Here is a 21450-nt window from a genome sequence, read left to right on the forward strand (position 1 = left end):
GCGCGCGGGAGCGTGCCGGCCTTTTCCCGTCGGGCTCGTACGGCCCGCCGGGCCGTCCCCGTGTCACCCGGGCGTGGGCGCGTCCCCATCGGCTTGACGGACGTACGCCGGCGTCCGTGACTCAGGCCCCGGCGCCGGGTCCGCCCTCGGTTCCGGCGGTGCTCGCTCCGGCGCCGGGAGCGGTCTCGGCCCGCGGGGCGGCGACCGCCTCGACCTCGGCCAGGTCGGCCAGCAGGGCCTCGGCCAGCTCCAGCTCGGCCAGGTGCTGCCGCTCGCTCCAACGCAGCGCGAGGGTGGGGAAGGCCCACTCGCTCACCCCGCCCGCGTGTTCCACGGCCTCCCGAACGGCGGCCAGTTCGCCCCGGGTCCGTTCCAGATGGTCCTCCACCATCGCGCGCAGCAGCGCCGGTTCGGCCAGGTGTCCGAGCCAGATCCGCAGCAGCAGCCCGTGCTTGAGGACCGGGGGCCCGGCCTCGGCGGTGTCCGAGGCCCAGCCGGCCAGGGCAGTGCGGCCCGCGTCGGTGATGGCGTAGCGCCGCTTGGTCCGCACTTCCTCGGGGCCCGAGCGGACGGATGCCGCGTACCCCAGTTCCTCCAGGCGGCGCAGTTCGGCGTAGATCTGGCTGATCGCCGGCGACCAGTAGAAGAACCGCAGTGAGGAGTCCGCCCACTTCTTCAGCTCGTAGCCCGTGCGTTCCCCGGGGAAGGACAGCAGGCCGAGAACCGCCCACGCGGTCGGCGGAAGGACCTGCGGGAGGTCTTGCTTCCTCGACTTATTACTACTAGTCATATTCCGAATCGAAGCAAGGCCGGGCACGGGACGCAACTCTGGAGGCATCGTGAAATTCTCCGTGATCTTCGAAGCTCAGCTGGCCGATCCGACCGCGGAACGGGAACACCAGGTCATCCGCGACTGCGTCGAGCAGGCCGTACTCGCCGAACGCATGGGATTCGACCGGATCTGGGCCGTCGAGCACCACTCGTTGAAGTGGTACGCACACATGTCGGCCCCGGAGATCTTCCTCACCTGGGTCGCGGCCCGGACCGACACCATACGCATCGGGCACGGCGTCGTGTGCATGCCCTTCAACTTCAACCACCCGGTCCGGGTCGCGGAGCGCGCCGCCATGCTCGACCTGCTGTCCGGCGGCCGGCTCGACCTGGGGGCCGGGCGGGGCGGCACCACGCAGGAGACCTCCCTGTGCGGGGTGGACAAGGACCGGACCACCGCCGAGGTGGAGGAGGCGCTGCGGATCATCGGCAGGGCCTGGCAGGAGGAGGAGCTGGAGTACCGCGGCGAACTGCTGGACATCGGCCCGCACCCGATCCTGCCCCGACCGACCCAGACCCCGCACCCGCCGCTCTTCCTGGCGTGCAGTCGCGCGGAGACCCTCGTACAGGCGGCCGAGCTGGGGATCGGGGCTTTGGTGATGGGCTTCGCGGGTCCGGAGTCGATCGCGCGGATGCGCGCCGTGTACGACGGGGCGATCGTCGGGCGGGACGGGTCGCGCTTCGTGTCGACCGCCGTCAACGACCACTTCTCCGTGCTCTGTCCGACGATCGTGCTCGACGACCCGGCCGAGGCCCGCCGGATCGGCGTCCGGGGGCAGCGCTTCTTCGCCCAGTCGATCGGCCACTGGTACGGAGGGGCGGGCGTCCCGGACGAGGCGGTGGTGGCGGGCGCCGACGAGCCGGCCGAGATGCGCAGGGCCGCCGAGCAGGTCGTGGCCCGACTGCACGAGCAGGACATCCCGGTGCGGCCCACCGCCACGGCCACGTTCAACGCCGATCACGCCTACGGGAGCGCCGACGACGCCATCGCCCACGTGGAGCGGCTCCGGGCGGCCGGCGCGGACGAGGTGATGTGCCTGATCCAGATGGGCACGGTGCCCCAGGAGGCCTGCCTGGAGACGCTGCGCCAGTGGGGAGAGCACGTCATCCCGCACTTCCGCGGCGCCGAGTGAGCAGGATCACGGGAGGTCGGGAGCGGGCCCGCCGCCCTCGGTCCTCGACGTCCCGAGCCGGCGCGCCTTCGGTGCCCGGAGCGGTCCCGAAGGCGTTCTCGCAGGTCCGCGGGGTATGGGGAGGGAAGACCGGAGGCTTGGCTTCCACCGTGAAGGACGGGAAGAATTTCGGCGAAGCGGGGGGTGAGGCAGGATAATTTCCCGAGTTCTCTCTTGAGTGGGAGAGCCTCACATGCATACGCTGTCTTGACGTGAGGTTCTCCTGTGGAGGAAGTGACATGACGGAAACTCTTGTGCCGGGCGTCGGCGGTGCCGTGACAACCGCGGAAACGCGGGTAGTGGACCAGCCCGCGTGGCTCGCGCTCAAGGCCGCCGTGGAGGAGATCCGCCCCTGGCAGTCGGCCGACGGCTCGATCGACTTCGAGGCCGAGGGAGCCCCCGCGCGCGTCGAGGTCGAGGCCGTCGTGGAGCGCGTCGCGGACGCCGTGCTCGCGCTGTCCCCGCTGCTGCCGCACGCCACCGAGTACCACGCCGCGCTCGTCGCGGACCTGCGCAAGTGGGTCGCGGACGACTTCCGCGTGCCGGACTTCCTCGACTCCCTGCTGGCCTTTCACCCGGCCTCCGGGCGCGCCGACGGCCTCCAGCACCTCGTCGTCTTCCCGATGTACACGCAGAACGGCAACCTGGACCGCAACTTCGAGGCCGTCGTGCTGAAGATGGTGTGGCCCGAGTGGCTCGCCGAGCTGGAGCGCACCCGGTACGACAACCCGCTCTTCCTCGGCATCACCTTCGAGGACTTCACCCCGGGCTACGACACCCACTCCGCCGTGCTCTTCCCGGAGACCATCGCCGTGCGCGAGGCCCCCGAGCGCTTCACCTGGGGCGGCATCTTCTGTGACCGCGAGGCCGCGCGCTACCGCCGGGTCACCGAGGCGGCCGTGGACATCCTGGGCATCGAGCTGCCCGAGGACATCGCCGCCATGGTCGAGGACCAGCACCGCTGCGAGAAGGCCTTCGTGCTGTGGGACATGGTCCACGACCGCACCCACAGCCACGGCGACCTGCCGTTCGACCCCTTCATGATCAAGCAGCGCCAGCCGTTCTGGATGTACGGCCTCGAGGAGCTGCGCTGCGACCTCACCGCCTTCAAGGAGGCCGTGAAGCTGGAGTCCGAGGGCAACGAGCACGGCCGTGACGTGCAGTACGCCGTCCTCTTCGACCGGATGTTCCGCTTCCCGGTCTCCGGCGACCGCAACCGCAACTACGACGGCCTCGGCGGCCAGCTGCTCTTCGCGTACCTCCACAAGCACGACGTCGTGCGCTGGACGGACAACAAGCTGAAGATCGACTGGATGCGCGCCCCGCAGGTCACCAACCAGCTGTGCGCCGAGATCGAGGACCTCTACCGGGCCGGCATCGACCGCCCGAAGCTCGTCCACTGGTTCAAGGCCTACGAGCTGGTCTCCACCTACCTCGCCCCGCACCCGGGCTCCAAGTGGGCGAAGGGCCCCGACGCCCTCGACCTCACCCTGCCTCCGCGCAAGCTCGTCGACGACGTGCTTCCGGACGAGTTTCCCCTGAGCATGTTCTATGAGGCCCTCGCCAAGAAGCTCAAGGGTGTGATCGCCTCCACGAAGGGCATCACCGCCCTGAACGCCGAGACGGCCGAGCAGGCCGCCGCGTGAGCTCTCGCCCACAGGAGGCTGCACAGATGAACGGCTCCGGTAACACCGGCAACGGTGACGGGAAGCTGCACGGAGCGGTGATCGCGGTGGCCGGGGCCGGTGGGCCCGCGGGCCAGGCCGCCCTGCTCCGCCTCGCCGAAGCGGGCGCGGTGGTCGTCGCGGCCGACGCCGACCCGACGCGCCTCGCGGAGGCCGTGGACGCGGCCCGCTACGCACACGGCGGCGCCACCGTCGTCGGCGACACCGTGGACCTCCTCGACCTGGAGGCCACCAAGGCCTGGGCCGAGCGGACCGAGAAGGAGTTCGGCCGGGTCGACGGCCTCGTCCACCTCGTCGGCGGCTGGCGCGGCAGCAAGACCTTCACCGACGCCGACCTGGCGGACTGGGCCTTCCTGGAGAAGCTCCTGATCCGCACCGTCCAGCACACCTCGCTCGCCTTCCACGACGGCCTGCTGCGCAGCGATCGGGGGCGCTACGTCCTGATCAGCCAGTCCGGCGCGCACAAGCCGGTCGCCAACAACGCCGCGTACAACGCGGGCAAGGCGGCGGCCGAGGCCTGGACGCTCGCCATGGCGGACTCCTTCCGCAAGGCGGGGGGCGAGGACGGCCCGAACGCCGCGGCTGCGATCCTGGTCATCAAGGCATTGGTGCACGACGCGATGCGCGCCGAGCGTCCCACTGCGAAGTTCGCGGGCTTCACCGACGTCAAGGAGCTGGCCGAGGCCATCGCCGGCGTCTGGGAGCGGCCCGCACCCGATGTGAACGGACAGCGTCTGTGGCTCACTCCGCAACCGTGAGAACCGCGAGCGGGAAGACCGATGCGCACCGCCACCACGATCCGGCGGTGCGCGGATTCGCCAGCGACAACTACGCGGGGGTGCATCCGGAGATCCTGGAGGCCATCGCGTTGGCCAACGGAGGCCACCAGGTCTCCTACGGCGACGACGAGTACACCGAACATCTGCAGAAGATCTTCCGCAGCCACTTCGGCCCGTACGCGCAGGCTTACCCGGTCTTCAACGGCACCGGTGCGAACGTCACGGCCCTCCAGGCCCTGACCGACCGCTGGGGCGCCGTGGTCTGCGCCGAGTCGGCGCACATCAACGTGGACGAGGGCGGCGCGCCCGAGCGGATGGCCGGGCTCAAGCTGCTCACCGTCCCCACTCCGGACGGCAAGCTCACCCCCGAGCTGATCGACCGGCAGGCCTGGGGCTGGGAGGACGAGCACCGCGCGATGCCGCAGGTCGTCTCGATCACCCAGAACACGGAACTCGGCACCGTCTACACGGTCGACGAGATCCGGGCCATCTGCGAGCACGCGCACGGCATGGGCATGAAGGTGCACCTGGACGGCGCGCGGATAGCGAACGCCGCCGCCTCGCTCGACGTGCCGATGCGTGCCTTCACCAACGCGGCCGGCGTGGACGTCCTGTCGTACGGCGGGACCAAGAACGGGATGATGTTCGGCGAGGCCGTCGTCGTGCTGAATCCCGACGCGGTCCGGCAGATGAAGCACATCCGCAAGATGTCGATGCAACTCGCGTCCAAGATGCGCTTCGTGTCGGTGCAGTTGGAGGCCCTGCTCGCCAAGGACCTGTGGCTGCGCAACGCCCGGCACGCCAACGCGATGGCGCAGCGGCTGGCGGCCGGTGTCCGGGAGACCGACGGGGTCGAGATCCTCTACCCGGTGCAGGCCAACGCGGTGTTCGCGCGACTGCCGCACGCGGTGACGCGCCGGCTCCAGGAGCGGTTCCGCTTCTACTTCTGGGACGAGATCGCCGGCGACGTGCGCTGGATGTGCAGCTACGACACCCAGGAGGAGGACGTCGACGCCTTCCTCCAGGCGCTGAAGGAGGAGCTGGCCCGGTAGGGCCCGCCCGTCAGACGCCCGGTGGGGCCGCCGACTCGACACCCATAATGCGATAGGCATGCCAAAGCATGCATAGGTATGCTCCTGGATCATGGAAATGATCCAGGAGCAACCCGACCCCGCCTATCTCGCGGCCGACGAGGCGGTGGACCACGGCCACCCCCTCGTCGCCGAGACCGCCGACGCGCTCTGGACCGCCACGGGCGGCGACCCGTACGCCTACGCCGCCGTGGCCTACGAGTTCGTCCGCGACACCGTCACGCACTCCGCCGACGCCGGCGACGACCGCGTGACCTGGCGCGCCTCCGACGTGCTCGCCGCGCGGACCGGCATCTGTCACGCCAAGTCCCACGCCCTCGCCGCGCTGTTGCGCGCCCGGGGCATCCCGGCGGCCCTCTGCTACCAGCGTCTGACCGAGGACGACGGCTCCGGCCCGCTGATCCACGGCCTCGTCGCCCTGCGCCTGCCCGGCAGCGCCCACTGGGCCCGGGTGGACCCGCGCGGCAACAAGCCGGGCGTGGACGCCCGGTTCACCCTCGACCACGAGCGGCTCGCCTTCACCGTCCGCCCCGAACTCGGCGAAGTCGACTACCCGGGGCTGTACGCGGCCCCCCACCCCGCCCCGCTCACGGCCCTCCGGGAGTCGGCGGACCGGTCGGAGCTGTGGCGGAGGCTGCCGACGGCGCTGTGACGGCCTCCGGCGGTACGGGGCCACGCACCAGCGCGGCGTACAGCAGCGCGGCGGCCGCCTGGAGCCCGGCGATCCCGAGCAGCAGTGTCCACGGCGGTGCGTCGGCGGCGAACCCCACCAGGGCGGCGCCCGCCGACGCGGCCGTCAGCTTGAGCCCCGCCCCGAGCGTGAACACCTGGGTCCGGACCCCGTCGGGCGCGTGGTCCGAGCGGATCCGCAGCGTGGCCGTCAGCAGGGGACCGTCACACACCCCGGCCACCGCGAACGCCACCGCCGCCCACGCGACGGAAGGGGCGAACGCGGCACCCGCCAGAGCCAGTCCCGTCCCGGCCAACGCCCCGCAGGCCAGCCGGCCCGGAGCCACTGCCGTGATCCGACCCAGCGTCAGGGAGCCGCCCAGCGCCCCCACCGCGAAGGCGGTCATCAGCACCCCGCCCGCTCCCGGGTTCCCCAGATCGGCCGCGAACAGCACCGAGGTGGTGGTCAGCGAGCCGATGCCGACGAACGCCAGGGTCGTCGCCGAGGTGATGGCCCGCAGCTCCCGGACCCGCCAGAGCGCCGCCAGACCGCCGCCCACCCCGACCCGGGGTCCGCCCGGCGGCCGGCCCGCGCCCGGGGTTCCGTACGGAAGCGTCGCCGCCAGCACCGTCGCCAGCGCGCCGGCCGCCGCCGGCAGTGCCATCGCGGAGGCCGCCGAACCCGTCGCCGCGACCAGGCTGATCGCCGCCGGAGCGGTCACCCCGGCCGCGTTGTACGTGGAGGCGTCCCAGCCGTACGCCCGGTCGCGGCCCGGGCCGGGCGGCCACAACCCCGCGACCAGGCTGGACAGTCCGCCCGTCACCATCGGCCCGCAGGCACCCCCGAGCGCCGCCACCGCGAACACCGCCGGCGCCGGCGCGCGGCCCAACAGCAGGGCCAGGGCGGCCACCGCGGCCGTGAACCCCGCCAGACAGCCCACGTGGAACAGCCGGGGGCTGCGCGCCCGCGCGGCGGCGGCCCCGGCGAGCGGGGCCGCCAGCACGTGCGGGGCCAACCAGGCGGTCAGGACGAAGGCACCGAACGCCGCGTCCCCGGTGCGCTCCAGAGCCAACAGCACCACGGCCATGCCCATGCCCTCGGAGGCGAACCGCGCGGCGAGCGCCGCGGCCAGGTACCGCCCGAACCCGCTCATGCGGGAACCCCCTCCGGATCGCGTGACGCGAATCGGGCGCGCTCGGCGGGCCGCCCGGCCACGCACCGCACCACGCCGAGCGGGCCGGCGGCGGCGGGGGAAGGCGCCGACGCGGCACCCACCCCGGGTCGGCCACCCGGCCCGCCTACGTGAACCATCCGTCGGACGGACGGCTCAGCCGGCTTCCTTGACCTGCGCCGGCGTGGGCGCCGTGCCGCCCAGGTGGGCCGGCAGCCACCAGGAGTCCTCGGAGCCCTTCGGCTTGGTCGGGTAGGCGCGCTGCGCCGCGTCCAGCAGCTCCTGCACGCGCTCGCGCAGCCGGCGCGTGATCGCCCCGGCGTACTGGTCCGAGGGCGCGTCCATCGGCTCGCCGATCCGCATCGTCACCGGGATGTGGCTGCGCTTGAGGTCCTTCGGGCGGCCCTTGGTCCACAGTCGCTGGGTGCCCCACAGCGCCACCGGGATCAGCGGGACCCCGGCCTCCTGCGCCATGCGCGCCGCACCCGACTTGAACGTCTTGAGGGTGAAGGACTGGGAGATCGTCGCCTCGGGGAAGACCCCGATGATCTCGCCCGCGCGCAGCGAGTCGAGCGCGTGCTGGTACGCCGCCTCGCCCTGCGCCCGGTCCACCGGGATGTGCTTCATCGCCCGCATCAGCGGACCGGACACCTTGTGCCGGAACACCGACTCCTTGGCCATGAAACGCACCAGGCGCTTCTGGGGCCGCGCCGTCAGGCCGGCGAAGATGAAGTCCAGGTAGCCGATGTGGTTGGACACCAGGACCGCCCCGCCCTTGCGCGGGATGTTCTCGGTGCCCTTCATGTCGATACGGATGTCCAGCGCGCGGAACAGCGTGTGCGCCGCGCCGATCACGGGAGGGTAGACGAGCTCAGCCATGGTGGGGAGACCCCGCCTTTCTGCCTGGGGAGGTGCTCCCGGCGGAAGTTACGGAAGCGTAGGTACGCTGACCATGGGGATCGTGCCCCATACGAGGGCTGCTGGCCAGCCCAGACGCTTGTGCCCGGGGAGATTCTCGTCACGCCGGGAAGCGGTGGGGAATGCGGCGCACCCGCGGGGCGCTCGCATCAGCGTACGAACGGAAGCGGGCGGGTGTCGATGGGAGCCGAGGTGCGCGGACACGGGAACGCGGCGGGGCTGGGCGTCGCGGAGCTCGGCGCGGAGCCGGGGGAGCGGGCCAGCCTGGTCCAGTTCTCCAGCGCGTTCTGCCAGCCCTGCCGGGCGACGCGGCGGATCCTCGCCGAGGTGGCGGCCATGGTGGACGGGGTCGCGCACATCGAGGTCGACGCCGAGCGGAACCTGGAACTGGTGCGCGCGCTCGGCATCGACAGGACCCCGACGGTGCTGGTGCTGGACTCGGCCGGGCGGATCGTGCGGCGGGCGGCCGGAATGCCCCGCAAGGCGGACGTGATCGCGGCCCTGGGAGCCGCCGTGTGAGGCCCCGTACGCGAGGCCTCGGGGTCACCCGGACGGCCGGGCGCGCGGCGGGGCCGGACCCGATCGCGCCGGTGCGCGCGCCCGTACGCAGAGTGACGCGCCTGACATCTGGCCGCTGCGGCTTGACTGTGTACACGGGTGATCGTCAGGCTGACGACATGCGGTACGAACTCCTGCTTTACGGACGGACACACGTGGACCTCGTCCGGTACGCGAGCGCGCGCTGTTGGGATCGCTGAACGCCCCCGGCTGCCCGATCCCCACCGTGCCCGCGACCGCGCGGCAGAAGGAGTCCTTCCATGACAGCCCCGACGGCTGAGTTCCCCTCTTCGACCACGGGCCGGCCCGGCTCACCCGATCTGCTGCGCTCCGTCTTCCGGCAACACGCCGCGGGGGTCGCCGTGATCACCGCCGCCGACCCGAGCGGCCGGCCGGTCGGCTTCACCGCGACCTCGCTCAACTCGGTCTCCGCCGAGCCGCCGCTGCTGTCCTTCACTCTCGGAACGGGGTCCTCCAGCTGGCCCGTGATACGGGACTCCGCGCATCTCGGCGTGCACATACTCGGCGAGCACCAGCGGGAGTTGGCGGGACTGTTCGCGCGCGGCGGAGCCGACCGCTTCGGTCCGGGCACGCAGCGGGTCGAGGGTCCGCACGGCGTCCCGGTGCTCTCGGGAGTGCTCGCGTGGCTGGTGTGCCGGGTGGTGGCGCGGGTGCCCGCCGGGGAGCACAGGGTGATCATCGCGGAGGCGGTGGCCGGTGATCCCGCCTCGGGACCGGCCGGCGAGGCGCGTCCCCTGCTGTATCACCAGGGTCGCTTCAACGCGTTGCGCGACTGAATCGTCCCTGCCGGCGCCCGTTCGGGCGGCGTTGGGCAGATCACAGTTCGGTGGCCTTGCCACCAGGGAACACCAACTGTGTACTGACGAGTAACATTCCTGTCGGGGCGCGGGCCGCCCCGATCGGGATCCGCCCGACAAGGCGCCTATGCTGCCTGCACAAGGCGGTATCAGAAATAGACGATGCGGTAGGAGAGCCGGCGTGAGCCTGAGGATCGTTGTCTGTGTGAAGTACGTACCCGACGCCACCGGCGACCGGCACTTCGCCGATGACCTGACCGTCGACCGCGACGACGTCGACGGTCTGCTGTCGGAGCTCGACGAGTACGCCGTGGAGCAGGCGCTGCAGATCGCCGACGAGGCGGACGACGCGGAGATCACCGTCCTGACCGTGGGTCCCGAGGACGCCAAGGACGCGCTGCGCAAGGCGCTCTCGATGGGCGCCGACAAGGCCATCCACGTCGAGGACGACGACCTGCACGGCACCGACGTCATGGGCACCTCGCTGGTGCTGGCCAAGGCGATCGAGAAGGCCGGCTACGACCTGGTCATCACCGGCATGGCGTCCACTGACGCCGCCATGGGCGTCCTCCCGGCGATCCTGGCCGAGCGCCTGGGCGTCCCGCAGGTCACCCTGCTCTCCGAGGTCAAGGTCGAGGACGGCACCGTGACGGGCCGCCGCGACGGCGACTCCGCGAGCGAGCAGCTGGAGGCCTCCCTCCCCGCGCTCGTCTCGGTGACGGACCAGTCGGGCGAGGCCCGCTACCCGTCGTTCAAGGGCATCATGGCCGCCAAGAAGAAGCCGGTCGAGGCCTGGGACCTGTCGGACCTGGACCTGGAGGCCGAAGAGGTCGGCCTCGAGGGCGCCTGGACCGCAGTCGACTCCGCGACCAAGCGCCCGGAGCGCACCGCCGGCACGATCGTCAAGGACGAGGGCGAGGGCGGCAAGCAGCTGGCCGAGTTCCTGGCCGGCCAGAAGTTCATCTAAGAGCTTCGGTCACCTCGACACCCCCCTGACCTCTTCGCATTCGCAGGAGCATTCCCATGGCTGAAGTTCTCGTCTACGTCGACCACGTGGACGGCGCCGTCCGCAAGCCCACCCTGGAGCTGCTGACGCTCGCCCGCCGCGTCGGCGAGCCCGTCGCCGTCGCCCTCGGCGCCGGCGCCGAGGCCACCGCCGCCGTGCTCGCCGAGCACGGCGCCGTCAAGGTCCTCACCGCCGACGCCCCCGAGTTCACCGAGTACCTCGTGGTGCCGAAGGTGGACGCCCTCCAGGCCGCGTACGACGCCGTCTCCCCGGTCGCCGTGCTCGTCCCGTCCTCCGCCGAGGGCAAGGAGATCGCGGCCCGCCTGGCCGTCCGCATCGGTTCCGGCATCATCACCGACGCCACCGACCTGGAGGCCGGCGACGAGGGTCCGGTCGCGACCCAGGCCGTGTTCGCCGCGTCGTTCACCACCAAGTCCCGCGTCTCCAAGGGCACCCCGGTCATCACCGTGAAGCCGAACTCGGCCCCGGTCGAGGCCGCCCCGGCCGCCGGCGCCGTCGAGGCGCTCGCCGTCACCTTCGGCGCCCTGGCCACCGGCACCAAGGTCACCTCCCGCACCCCGCGCGAGTCGACCGGCCGCCCCGAGCTGACCGAGGCCGCGATCGTGGTCTCCGGCGGCCGTGGTGTCAACGGTGCCGAGAACTTCCACATCATCGAGGACCTCGCGGACTCCCTCGGTGCGGCCGTCGGCGCCTCGCGCGCCGCCGTCGACGCCGGTTGGTACCCGCACTCCAACCAGGTCGGCCAGACCGGCAAGTCGGTCTCCCCGCAGCTGTACATCGCCTCCGGCATCTCGGGCGCGATCCAGCACCGGGCCGGCATGCAGACCTCGAAGACCATCGTGGCGGTCAACAAGGACGCCGAGGCCCCGATCTTCGACCTGGTCGACTACGGCGTGGTCGGCGACCTCTTCGAGGTCGTCCCGCAGCTGACCGGCGAGATCAAGGCGCGCAAGGGCTGAAACCCTCGGGTCACTCGCTGACCTGCGTACTCTCCGCCTCCGGGGCCGTGTGGTGTTTGTCACCACACGGCCCCGAGTCGTTTCCCCGGGAGGGCCGGAGGACCATTGACGGAGCGGAACCCCGTGACTAAATTCTGCAATACGGATCCAAGATTCCGTGAAGCGGAAAAGAGGAGAGTGCACGATGGGTCAGCAGGAGAAGGTGGCGACGAGCCTCGCAGGCGCGGTCAGCGAGGGCATCAGCGCCTCCCTCGCGCCGGTGGACGCGGAACTCGCGCGCCACTACCCGGGCGACCCCGGCACCCGCCAGCCCATCCACACGGTCTACGTCCCCGGTGACGTCTTCGCCGCCGACACCATCCGTTCCTGGGGCGACCAGGCCCTCGCGGCCCTCGACGAGCACGCCCCGGACGCCGCGACCTTCGCCAAGGTCCTCGGCATCTCCGACGAACTGGCCGTGCCCGTGTACGACCGGGTGCGCGCCAAGCTCGCGTCCGAGCCCATCGAGGACCTGCGCGTCGACTTCGAGGACGGCTTCGGCGTCCGCTCCGACGAGGAGGAGGACCAGGCCGCCGCCCGCGCCGCCCGCCTCGTCTCGGAAGCGTTCGCCAACGGCACCAACGCCCCCTACATGGGCATCCGCATGAAGTGCATGGAGTCCAACGTCCGCGACCGCGGCATCCGCACCACGGACATCTTCCTGTCCGGGCTCCTCGCGCACGGCGGCCTGCCCGAGGGCCTCGTCCTCACCCTGCCGAAGGTCACCTACGCCGAGCAGGTCGGCGCCTTCGTCAAGCTGCTGGAGGCCTTCGAGATCACCCGCGGCCTTCGTCCGGGCCGGATCGGCTTCGAGATCCAGATCGAGACCAGCCAGTCGATCGTCGCCTCCGACGGCACCGCCACCGTGGCCCGGATGATCGAGGCCGCCAAGGGCCGTGCCACCGGCCTGCACTACGGCACGTTCGACTACAGCGCCTGCGTCGGGGTCTCCGCCGCCTACCAGTCGAGCGACCACCCCGCCGCCGACCACGCGAAGGCCATCATGCAGGTCGCGGCCGCGGGCACCGGCGTACGCGTCTCCGACGGCTCGACCAACGTCCTGCCGATCGGCACCACCGAGCACGTCCACGAGGCCTGGAAGCTGCACTACGGTCTCACCCGCCGCGCCCTGGCCCGCGCCTACTACCAGGGCTGGGACATGCACCCCGCGCACCTGCCGACCCGCTACGCGGCCGTCTTCACCTTCTACCGCGAGGGCCTGGAAACGGCCGCCGCGCGCCTCAAGGCGTACGTGGCCAAGATCGAGGGCGACGTGATGGACGAGCCGGCCACCGCCAAGGCGCTGGCCGGCTACCTGGTCCGCGGCCTCGACTGCGGAGCCGTCGGCGCCGACGAGGTCACCGCCCTGACCGGCCTGACCCGCGCGGAACTGGACGCCTTCGCGATCCCGCGCCGCTCCGCGACCCTGACGGCCACGGCCTGATCCGTTCGACCCGGGCGCCCGAGGCCCGGCCGGGGTGTTCCCGGCCGGGCCTCGCGGCATCCCGGATCGTCCCGTATCCCGTATTCCGTGTCCGGTGCTCGGCGTCGGTCAGGGCCTCGGGGGGATCTCGCCCGAGCCGCGCGGGATCAGGCGCGTGGGGAGTTCGATGCGGGCAGGCGGCAGTGCGGCCCCCGACAGGCGTTGGAAGAGGCGGTCCGTGGCGACGCGGCCCAGGGCGGCCGCGTCCTGGGCGACCACCGTCACGCCGGGACGCAGCAGGTCGGCCAGCTCGAAGTCGTCGAAGCCGACCAGCGCCACCGGGTCGCCGCCGGCCAGGATCCGGACCAGGGTGACCGTCACCCGGTTGTTGCCCGCGAAGAGCGCGGTGACCGGCTCCCGGTCGGTCAGCATCCGGTGGGCGGCCGTCGTGACCCTGTCCGGCGTCGTGGAGCCCAGTGAGACCCAGGACTCGGACACCGGCAGGCCCGCGTCCGCCATGGCCGCCTCGTAGCCCCGCAGGCGTTCCGTCGCGGTGTGGATGCGCGGATGGTCGCCGATGAAACCGATGCGGCGGTGGCCGCCGGCGATCAGGTGGGCCACCCCGTCCCGGGCTCCGCCGAGACTGTCCGACAGGACCACGTCCGCGTCGATCCGGCCCGCCGGGCGGTCCACGAACACCGTGGCCACGCCCGCCCGGATCTCCGGTTCCAGGTACCGGTGGTCGTCCCCGGCCGGAATCACGATCAGTCCGTCCACCCGCCGGGCGCACAACGCGAGGGCCAACTCCCGCTCCCGGTCCGGGTCCTCGGCGCTGGAGCCGTTGATGAGGAGGGCGCCGTGGGCTCGGGCCACCTCCTCCACGGCCCGGTTCAGCGGGCCGTAGAAGGGGTCGGCGAGATCCTCCAGGACCAGGCCCACCGTGGCCGTGCGCCCCTTGCGCAGCACGCGGGCGCTGTCGTTGCGGCGGAAACCCAGTGCGTCGATGGCCTCTTGGACGCGCCGCTCGGTGTCGGGGGTCACTCCCGGCTCGCCGTTGACCACCCGTGAGACCGTCTTCAGGCCCACGCCGGCGTGGGCCGCCACGTCCTTCATGGTCGGCCGGTTGCCGTAGCGGGGCTCGGACGGGCGGCGGGAATGGGGCACGGGATCTCCGGCGGAGTGTTCGGACGGGCCTCGGGCAAGGCTCTGACCTTGAGGATAAGCACTCGGTCGCCGAATGGGTTTCCGTGGCAGGGTGGTGCGGGCAAGCCTCTGGGGGCTTCGAGGCGAGCCATCGGGAGAGGGGTAGACGTGATTGTCTGGATCAACGGCGCTTTCGGTGCCGGGAAGACCAGCACGGCCCGCGAACTGGCCGGACTCCTGCCGGATAGCGCTTTGTTCGACCCGGAGTTCATCGGGGACGCGTTGCGCGTGCTGCTGCCGCGCAAACGGCTCGCGGAGGTCTCCGACTACCAGGACCTGCCGAGTTGGCGGCGGCTCGTCGTGGACACGGCGGCGGCGATGCTCGCGGAGCTGGGCGGGGTGCTGATCGTGCCGATGACGTTGTTGCGGCAGGAGTATCGGGACGAGATCTTCGGTGGCCTCGCGGCACGACGGATCCCGGTGAGGCACGTACTGCTCGCCCCTGAGGAAACGATTCTCCGGGCACGGATCGCGACCAGGGAGGAGCCGGGGGCACCGGAGCAGGCGGACCTGCGACTCAGACAGTGGGCGTACGACCACATCCCCGCCTACCGGCAGGCGTTGGGCTGGCTGGCGGCCGACGCGCACGTCATCGACAACGGGCGGCTGAGCGTCCGCGAGACCGCCGAACGCATCGCGGAAGCCGTCCGCACGGACGACGCGGGCATCTGCGACATCGTGCAGACACCCGAACCGACCCGGGAGACGGTGGCCTCCGGCGTCCTCCTCTTCGACGACCGGGACCGGGTGCTGCTCGTCGACCCGACGTACAAACCGGGCTGGGAATTCCCCGGAGGTGTCGTGGAAGCGGGGGAGGCGCCGGCCCGCGCCGGCGTGCGGGAGGTGGAGGAGGAACTGGGGTTGGTCCTGGGGCGGCTGCCGGCGCTGCTGGTGATGGACTGGGAGCCGCCCGCCCACCCGGCGTACGGGGGCCTGCGGCTGCTGTTCGACGGGGGACGGCTGACGGAGACTCAGACTGCTGAACTACGGCTGCCCGGACCGGAGTTGAGGGCATGGAGGTTCGTGACGGAGGAGGACGCGGCCACGTTGCTGCCGGCACACCGTCACGAACGCCTGCGGTGGGCGTTGCGCGCCCGGGAGCGGGGGTGCGCGCTGTACCTGGAGGCGGGACGACCGGTCCCGTAGGGCGGGCCGTCAAAGTGGCGCCCGCAGGCGAACCGTCGGTCCGTGTTCCCGACGGCCACCGCCCCGGAGGGGACCGGGACGGCGGCCTTCAGCGCGGCTGGGGTTCGGTCGTGGCGGCGCCGAGGATCCGGGCGGTGTCCCGGGTCAGCGGGTCGCCGTGCCCGAAGCATGCGATCGACGGGGACAGTTCCGCCAGGCGACGGAACGAGGACGCCGCCTGCTCGCCGTCCACGTTGAACACCCCCTGCATCACCTGCCCGACCCCCGCGACACAGTCGCCCGTGAACAGCACGCCCCGAGCGGGCAGGTGGACGCCGATGCTGCCCGGTGTGTGGCCGGGGGAGTGGACGATCACCGCGCCGCCGCCGAACGGCAGTACCTCGCCGTCCTCGACCTCCCGGTCCACGCGGGTCGGCGGGGCCTCCGGGGCCGTCAGGCCGTGTGCGTACAGCGGGAGTTCCCAGTCCGCCAACACCGGCTCGGGAACGGGCTGTTCGCCCCGGATCACCGGCGCGTCCAGCCGGTGCGCCACGATCTCGGCACCCAGGCGGGCGGCGAGTTCCCCCGAGGCGCCCACGTGGTCGCGGTGGCAGTGCGTCAGGACGATCCGCTCCAGGAGCTCGGGCCGCAGGCCGAGCGAGCGGATCGCCTCCTCGATCTCCGGGGCCGAACCGGCGTATCCGGCGTCGATCAGGGTGAGGGCCTCGTCGTCGCACCACAAGTAGGCCTGGCCGATGGGGAAGCGCAGCATGTGCAGCCGCCCGGGGACCACCTCGACACGCTCAAAGAGAGTCATGTCGCGAACCTACGAGGAAGATCCCCGCTCCCGGCGTCCGGTTCACCGGGAGCGGAGTTCGCCCGTGGCGCAAGCCCTCTACACGCGCCTCGGGTGCGCATCTCAGGCATCGATCTCAGGCGTGCATCTCAGGCATGGATCTCGGACGTGCGCTCAGGCGCGCTTGGATTCGGCGTAGTTGACGAGGAAGTGGGCCTCCGCGACCGACAGACGCTCCAACTCCTCGGGGGAGACGCTCTCGTTCACCGCGTGGATCTGCGCCTCGGGCTCGCTCAGCCCGATGAGCAGCATCTCCGCCTCCGGGTACAGCGAGGTCAGCGCGTTGCACAGCGGGATGGATCCGCCCATGCCGCTGATCTGCATCTTCTGCCCCGGGTAGGCCAGTTCGAGGGCCGCCGCCATCGAGGCGTAGGCAGGGCTGTTCGTGTCCGCCTGGAAGGGCTGGCCCTGACCGACGACCTCCAGTTCGAGGCGCGCCTTCCACGGCGTGTGCGCCACCAGGTGTGCTTCCAGCAGCTTGATGGCCTGCGCGGTGTCCGCGCCCGGCGGGATCCGCAGGCTGATCAGGGCGCCGGCACTGGCGTGCACCGACGGGGTGGCGCCGACCACCGACGGGCAGTCGATGCCCAGGACCGTGACGGCCGGACGTGCCCACAGCCGGTCGGCGATCGTGCCGCGACCGATCAGCTCCACACCGTCGAGGACCCTCGCGTCGCTGCGGAAGTCCGCCTCCGGGTACTGGAGCCCCTCCCACACCGCGTCCGACGCGAGACCGTCGACCGTCGTCGTGCCGTCGGCGGCGCGCAGCGAGTCCAGCACCCTGATGAGCGCGGCCAGCGCGTCGGGCGCGACCCCACCGAACATGCCCGAGTGCAGGTTCCCGCCCAGCGTGTCGATCTTCACCTTCAGCAGGGTCATCCCGCGCAGGGTCGCGACCACCGTGGGAAGACCCAGACGGAAGTTGCCGGCATCGCCGATGACGATCGCGTCGGCCGTCAGCAACTCGGGGTGGGCCTCGGCGTACTGCTGGAGCCCGCCGGTGCCCTGCTCCTCCGACCCCTCGACGATCACCTTCACGCTCACCGGCACACCGCCGTTGGCCTTGAGCGCGCGCAGCGCCAGCAGGTGCATGATGAACCCGCCCTTGCAGTCCGCCGCGCCGCGCCCGTACCAGCGGCCGTCGCGCTCGGTCAGTTCGAAGGCCGGCGAGATCCAGGCGGCGTCGTCCAGGGGCGGCTGGACGTCGTAGTGCGCGTACAGCAGCACGGTCGGGGCGCCCTCGGGACCGGGCAGGAATCCGTACACCGACTGCGTGCCGTCGGGGGTGTCGAGCAGCGCCACGTCCTGGAAGCCCTCGACGCGCAGCGCGTCGGCCACCCAGTTCGCGGCGCCGTGGCTCTCGCTCTGGGGGAACTGTGCCCAGTCCGCCACCGACTGGAAGGCCACCAGCTCGGTCAGCTCCGTCTTGGCGCGGGGCATCAGCGAGGCGATGGTCTCGGCGATCGGATTCTGGGACATGGGCACGCTCCTCTTGGGTGCGACGTTGTTCTGTTTGTACGCCACCCGCATTCGCAGGGGTGTGCGTATGCGGGGTACGGCGAAAGACATTCCCGATCCTCGCACAGCGGGCCGAGGCGATCTCTCACCGTAGGATTTCCCCGGCATCCGAGCAACAGCGTGATCAGGAGCAGCAACACATCGTGAGCAGCGACGACGACGTACACGACGCAAGCGCAGAGCGGTCCGCCGCCGAGGTGACGGAGGAGGGGAACGCCGGGGGGACCGGCGAGGTGTGGGACGTGGTCGTGGTCGGCGCCGGACCGGCCGGGGCTTCGGCCGCGTACGCGGCGGCGACCGCGGGGCGGCGCGTCCTGCTGCTGGAGAAGGCCGAACTGCCCCGGTACAAGACCTGCGGCGGTGGCATCATCGGGCCTTCGCGCGACGCCCTGCCGCCGGGGTTCGTGCTGCCCTTCCAGGACCGCGTCCACGCGGTCACGTTCTCCATGAACGGGCGACTGACGCGGACCCGGCGTTCCAGGGGGATGCTGTTCGGGCTCGTCAACCGTCCGGAGTTCGACGCGGCGCTGGTCGCGGAGGCGGAGAAGGCCGGCGCGACGATCCGTACGGGCACGGCCGTGACCCGCGTCGAGCAGCACGGCGCGGCGGTGCCCGACCGGCGCACCGTGGCCGTGGTGCTCGCGGACGGCGAGACGGTGCTGGCACGCGCCGTGGTCGGGGCGGACGGCAGCGCCAGCCGCATCGGCGCGCACGTCGGGGTCGAGATGGAGCAGGTCGACCTCGGCCTGGAGGCGGAGATCCCCGTACCGGAGACGGTGGCCGCCGACTGGAAGGGGCGGGTGCTCATCGACTGGGGTCCGCTGCCCGGCAGTTACGGCTGGGTGTTCCCCAAGGGTGACGTCCTGACCGTCGGCGTCATCTCGGCCAAGGGCGAAGGCGCCGCCACCAAGCGGTACCTGGACGACTTCATCGCCCGGCTGGGCCTGGCCGGCTTCGAGCCGTCCGTTTCCTCCGGACACCTGACCCGCTGCCGCAAGCCCGAGTCTCCGCTGTCGCGGGGTCGGGTACTGGTCGCGGGCGACGCGGCGGGACTGCTGGAGCCGTGGACCCGTGAGGGCATCTCGTTCGCCCTGCGTTCGGGTCGGCTCGCGGGGGAGTGGGCCGTCAAGATCTCCGAGGCGCAGGACGCGGTGGACGCACGGCGCCAGGCCCTGAACTACGCCTTCGCCATCAAGGCCGGGCTGGGTGTGGAGATGGGCGTGGGCAGGCGCATGTTGACCCTGTTCGAGTCCAAGCCGGGTCTGCTGCACGCCGTCATCACGGGTCTGAGGCCGGCGTGGCTGGCCTTCGCCCGCATCACGCGCGGCTCGACGACACTCGCCGAACTGGTGCGCCAGTACCCACTGGCCCGGCGGGCGCTGCACGCGCTGGACAGTCGACAGACCGGCAAGGGCGGTTCCTAGTTCGGCGGTTCCTGGTTCGCCGACGCGGGGTGCGGTCGCTGGACCGGGGCGGGGCGGGGCGGACGGAGGGCCCGGAGGGCCGGGGCGGGGTCGGCGCGGGGTACGGCCGACCGGGTCGACCGGGCCGACCGGGTCGACCGGGCCGACCGGGTTGGCCGGGTTGGCCGGGCTGGCGGGGTCGGCGCGGCGTCGGCGCGGGGTACGGCTGACCGGGCCGGCCGGGCTGATGGGATGACGGGCCGACCGGGCCAGCCTGGCTGACGGCCGACCGGGTTGGCGGGCTGACCGGGCCGGCTTTGGGTGGGTCTGGGTCGACCGGGCCGGCAGGTCCGGCCGGGCCGGCATGTCCGGCCTGGTTGGCTCGTCCTGGCCGGCTCCGGGCCCGGTCTGGTCGGAGGGTCCGACTGGTACCGGCCGGCTTCGGACCGGATCCGACCGGTTCGACGGGTCTGGCCGATCCGGCCCGGTGCGATCAGGCCGATGACGGGATCCGGTCGGTGAACGGGTCGCCCGTGTGCCGTCTGCCGGTCGGCCCGGCCGGCCGTCTGCCGGTCTTCCAGCTGTCCGCCAGTCGTCCGGCCGTCCGTGCGACGCCGGCTCGGGCCCTTGCGCGGGCCCGAGATCGAACCCCTGCGCGGAGCCCACGGACCGGGATCGGGCGCAGGGCCGGGCGCCGGGCCGAGTGTCCTGGGCGCGGTGGGGTGGGTGTGCAGGTCGGCGGGATGTGGCCGGCACGGTCGAGACCCGCGCACTCCCGTTCTCCGCCGGCGCGGGAGTACGGGAGCCACGGCCTCACTTCGTGACGGTGATCCGGAAGACGGGGTGGTCGCCGGCCGCCGCCTGGAGCTCGGCTTCGGAGGACTTCGCGGTGACTCCCTGGAAGAACCGGTTGACCTCCCAGCCCCACTTCTCCAGGTAGGCGCGCAGGATTGCCGCCTGCCGCACCGGGTCCGTGATCTCGGTGACCGTGAAGGTGCGCACCTTGCGGCCCACGCGCAGCTCCCCGCCGCCCGCGACCCGCATGTTGCGCACCCACTGGGAGTGGCCGCGAGCCGAGACGAGGTACTGGGCGCCCTCGTAGGTGTGCGGGTTGACCGGGATCCGCTGCATCTTGCCGGAGGTGCGACCCCGGACGGACAGCTCGGCGGTACCGGCGAGGCTGACGCCGAGACGGGCGAGCCTGCCGAAGAGGGCGTTGAAGCGGACGCCGAACGGGCCGGCCTGGACGTAATAGGGAACGGGCGCGTTCATGATGGCCTCCGGGACCGCTTGAGAGAGCACTGCTCTCGTTTGAGATCAGTGTGCACGGGCCCCCGGAACAAAGCAAGAGCAGTGCTCTCGAATTGGATCGGTGCACTCGTTCTTGGGCACTGCTCCGTCTGCATGGCACACTGATCCGCATGAGCACCGTGCGTGGGGCAAGGGAACGGGCCCGCATCGAGGTCACCGCCGCCATCAAGGACGAGGCACGCCGCATGCTCGCGGCCGAGGGTGCCGCCAAACTCTCACTGCGCGCCGTCGCCCGCGAGCTGGGCATGGTCTCCTCGGCCCTGTACCGCTACTTCCCCAGCCGGGACGAGCTGCTCACCGCGCTGATCGTCGACGCGTACGACAGCGTCGGCGCGGCGGCGGAGCGGGCCGAGGCCGCTGCCCGCGCCGAAGGCGCCCCGCCCCGGGCGCGCTGGCTCGCGATCTGCGAGGCCTTCCGGTCCTGGGCGCTCGCGCACCCGCACGAGTACGCGTTGATCTACGGTTCCCCCGTTCCCGGCTACAGCGCCCCCCTCGACACCGTCGGCCCCGCGTCCCGGGTGGGCAACACCCTCATCGCCGTGGTGCGTACCGCGTACGAGGGGCGGGGCCTCGCCCTGCCGCCGCTGCCCGACAGCCTGCGCCCGGAGGCCGTCCGGATGACCGCCGACTTCGCCGAAGGGTTGCCCCCGGAAGTCACCGCCGCCCTGGTCGTCGCCTGGGCGCAGCTCGCCGGGATGGTCTCCTTCGAGTTGTTCGGCCAGTTCAACCGGGTGGTCGAGGACCGCGCCGGACTCTTCATGCACGCCGCCGGGCAGCTGGCGCAAGGGGTCGGACTGCCCGCGGTGTGACGTCCGCCGCGCGACACCGCTCGTGTCGGTAGCCCCGACCCGCCACGACGCCGTCCGGCCCGCCCCCCCGAGCCGCCGGCTCCG

Annotated in this window: 20 protein-coding genes; 13 read left to right on the top strand and 7 right to left on the bottom strand. The window is 72.0% G+C overall.

All coding sequences use genetic code 11. From position 1 onward, the window contains the following. Nucleotides 1–121 precede the first annotated feature (121 nt). Entirely contained in the window at nucleotides 122–790 is a 669-nt protein-coding gene (locus ADK55_RS13140; protein ID WP_053678280.1) for a PadR family transcriptional regulator, read from the bottom strand. A 49-nt stretch (nucleotides 791–839) separates the two neighbouring features. Here ADK55_RS13140 and ADK55_RS13145 point away from each other — a divergent pair, with 49 nt between their 5' ends. From ADK55_RS13145 to ADK55_RS13165, 5 genes are all read left to right on the top strand, one after another. Next, nucleotides 840–1964, top strand: coding sequence for an LLM class flavin-dependent oxidoreductase (locus ADK55_RS13145; RefSeq protein WP_053678282.1), 1125 nt, complete (start codon nucleotides 840–842; stop codon nucleotides 1962–1964). Between the two features lie 278 nt (nucleotides 1965–2242). Beyond that, nucleotides 2243–3649 carry a DUF6421 family protein gene (locus tag ADK55_RS13150; protein WP_053678284.1) on the top strand — a complete coding sequence of 469 codons (1407 nt, stop codon included), beginning with the start codon at nucleotides 2243–2245 and terminating at the stop codon, nucleotides 3647–3649. Nucleotides 3650–3675: 26 nt separating this feature from the next. Continuing rightward, a complete protein-coding gene (locus ADK55_RS13155) occupies nucleotides 3676–4446 on the top strand; it encodes an SDR family NAD(P)-dependent oxidoreductase (protein WP_053678287.1) in 771 nt (256 codons plus the stop codon). Beyond that, nucleotides 4425–5519 carry a threonine aldolase family protein gene (locus tag ADK55_RS13160; protein WP_053678289.1) on the top strand — a complete coding sequence of 365 codons (1095 nt, stop codon included), beginning with the start codon at nucleotides 4425–4427 and terminating at the stop codon, nucleotides 5517–5519. The genes ADK55_RS13155 and ADK55_RS13160 overlap by 22 nt, the downstream gene beginning before the upstream one ends. A gap of 91 nt (nucleotides 5520–5610) precedes the next feature. After that, nucleotides 5611–6210, top strand: coding sequence for a transglutaminase-like domain-containing protein (locus ADK55_RS13165; RefSeq protein ID WP_053678291.1), 600 nt, complete (start codon nucleotides 5611–5613; stop codon nucleotides 6208–6210). On the opposite strand, the gene ADK55_RS13170 is transcribed toward ADK55_RS13165, so the two are convergent. Together ADK55_RS13170 and ADK55_RS13175 are read right to left on the bottom strand one after the other, a co-directional pair. Then, complete coding sequence (locus ADK55_RS13170; RefSeq protein WP_053678293.1) at nucleotides 6146–7381, bottom strand: MFS transporter; 1236 nt, start codon at nucleotides 7379–7381, stop codon at nucleotides 6146–6148. The genes ADK55_RS13165 and ADK55_RS13170 overlap by 65 nt on opposite strands. Before the next feature lie 174 nt (nucleotides 7382–7555). After that, nucleotides 7556–8278: a lysophospholipid acyltransferase family protein gene (locus ADK55_RS13175; RefSeq protein ID WP_053678295.1), complete on the bottom strand. Its 723-nt coding sequence runs from the start codon at nucleotides 8276–8278 to the stop codon at nucleotides 7556–7558. Nucleotides 8279–8497: 219 nt separating this feature from the next. On the opposite strand from ADK55_RS13175, the gene ADK55_RS13180 reads away from it, so the two are divergent. The 5 genes from ADK55_RS13180 to ADK55_RS13200 all read left to right on the top strand — a co-directional run bounded on the left by ADK55_RS13180 (nucleotide 8498) and on the right by ADK55_RS13200 (nucleotide 13162). After that, a complete protein-coding gene (locus ADK55_RS13180) occupies nucleotides 8498–8836 on the top strand; it encodes a TlpA family protein disulfide reductase (RefSeq protein WP_078998870.1) in 339 nt (112 codons plus the stop codon). A 299-nt stretch (nucleotides 8837–9135) separates the two neighbouring features. Beyond that, a complete protein-coding gene (locus ADK55_RS13185; RefSeq protein ID WP_053678299.1) occupies nucleotides 9136–9672 on the top strand; it encodes a flavin reductase family protein in 537 nt (178 codons plus the stop codon). 202 nt (nucleotides 9673–9874) lie between these two features. Further along, entirely contained in the window at nucleotides 9875–10660 is a 786-nt protein-coding gene (locus tag ADK55_RS13190) for an electron transfer flavoprotein subunit beta/FixA family protein (RefSeq protein WP_053678301.1), read from the top strand. Nucleotides 10661–10716: 56 nt separating this feature from the next. After that, the gene (locus tag ADK55_RS13195; protein ID WP_053678303.1) at nucleotides 10717–11679 is read left to right on the top strand and encodes an electron transfer flavoprotein subunit alpha/FixB family protein; all 963 of its coding nucleotides are present in this window, start codon (nucleotides 10717–10719) and stop codon (nucleotides 11677–11679) included. A gap of 184 nt (nucleotides 11680–11863) precedes the next feature. Beyond that, entirely contained in the window at nucleotides 11864–13162 is a 1299-nt protein-coding gene (locus ADK55_RS13200; protein ID WP_053678305.1) for a DUF6986 family protein, read from the top strand. Between the two features lie 108 nt (nucleotides 13163–13270). On the opposite strand, the gene ADK55_RS13205 is transcribed toward ADK55_RS13200, so the two are convergent. Continuing rightward, nucleotides 13271–14254, bottom strand: a complete 984-nt coding sequence (locus ADK55_RS13205; protein ID WP_053678320.1) for a LacI family DNA-binding transcriptional regulator — start codon at nucleotides 14252–14254, stop codon at nucleotides 13271–13273. Nucleotides 14255–14452: 198 nt separating this feature from the next. Between ADK55_RS13205 and ADK55_RS13210 the strand changes: the two genes are divergently transcribed. Continuing rightward, nucleotides 14453–15490: an NUDIX hydrolase gene (locus ADK55_RS13210; protein ID WP_053678307.1), complete on the top strand. Its 1038-nt coding sequence runs from the start codon at nucleotides 14453–14455 to the stop codon at nucleotides 15488–15490. Nucleotides 15491–15578: 88 nt separating this feature from the next. Here the strand turns inward: ADK55_RS13210 and ADK55_RS13215 are convergent, their stop codons facing one another. Continuing rightward, nucleotides 15579–16286: an MBL fold metallo-hydrolase gene (locus ADK55_RS13215; RefSeq protein WP_234350027.1), complete on the bottom strand. Its 708-nt coding sequence runs from the start codon at nucleotides 16284–16286 to the stop codon at nucleotides 15579–15581. Between the two features lie 153 nt (nucleotides 16287–16439). Then, complete coding sequence (locus ADK55_RS13220) at nucleotides 16440–17804, bottom strand: dipeptidase (RefSeq protein ID WP_053678309.1); 1365 nt, start codon at nucleotides 17802–17804, stop codon at nucleotides 16440–16442. Nucleotides 17805–18040: 236 nt separating this feature from the next. Between ADK55_RS13220 and ADK55_RS13225 the strand changes: the two genes are divergently transcribed. Beyond that, entirely contained in the window at nucleotides 18041–19267 is a 1227-nt protein-coding gene (locus tag ADK55_RS13225; RefSeq protein ID WP_107089178.1) for a geranylgeranyl reductase family protein, read from the top strand. A gap of 792 nt (nucleotides 19268–20059) precedes the next feature. Here ADK55_RS13225 and ADK55_RS13230 read toward each other — a convergent pair. Beyond that, entirely contained in the window at nucleotides 20060–20518 is a 459-nt protein-coding gene (locus ADK55_RS13230; RefSeq protein ID WP_053678311.1) for a nitroreductase/quinone reductase family protein, read from the bottom strand. Between the two features lie 149 nt (nucleotides 20519–20667). On the opposite strand from ADK55_RS13230, the gene ADK55_RS13235 reads away from it, so the two are divergent. Continuing rightward, nucleotides 20668–21366, top strand: coding sequence for a TetR/AcrR family transcriptional regulator (locus tag ADK55_RS13235; RefSeq protein WP_053678313.1), 699 nt, complete (start codon nucleotides 20668–20670; stop codon nucleotides 21364–21366). Nucleotides 21367–21450: the final 84 nt, after the last annotated feature.

The organism is Streptomyces sp. WM4235 (assembly GCF_001279725.1).
GTDB lineage: Bacteria > Actinomycetota > Actinomycetes > Streptomycetales > Streptomycetaceae > Streptomyces.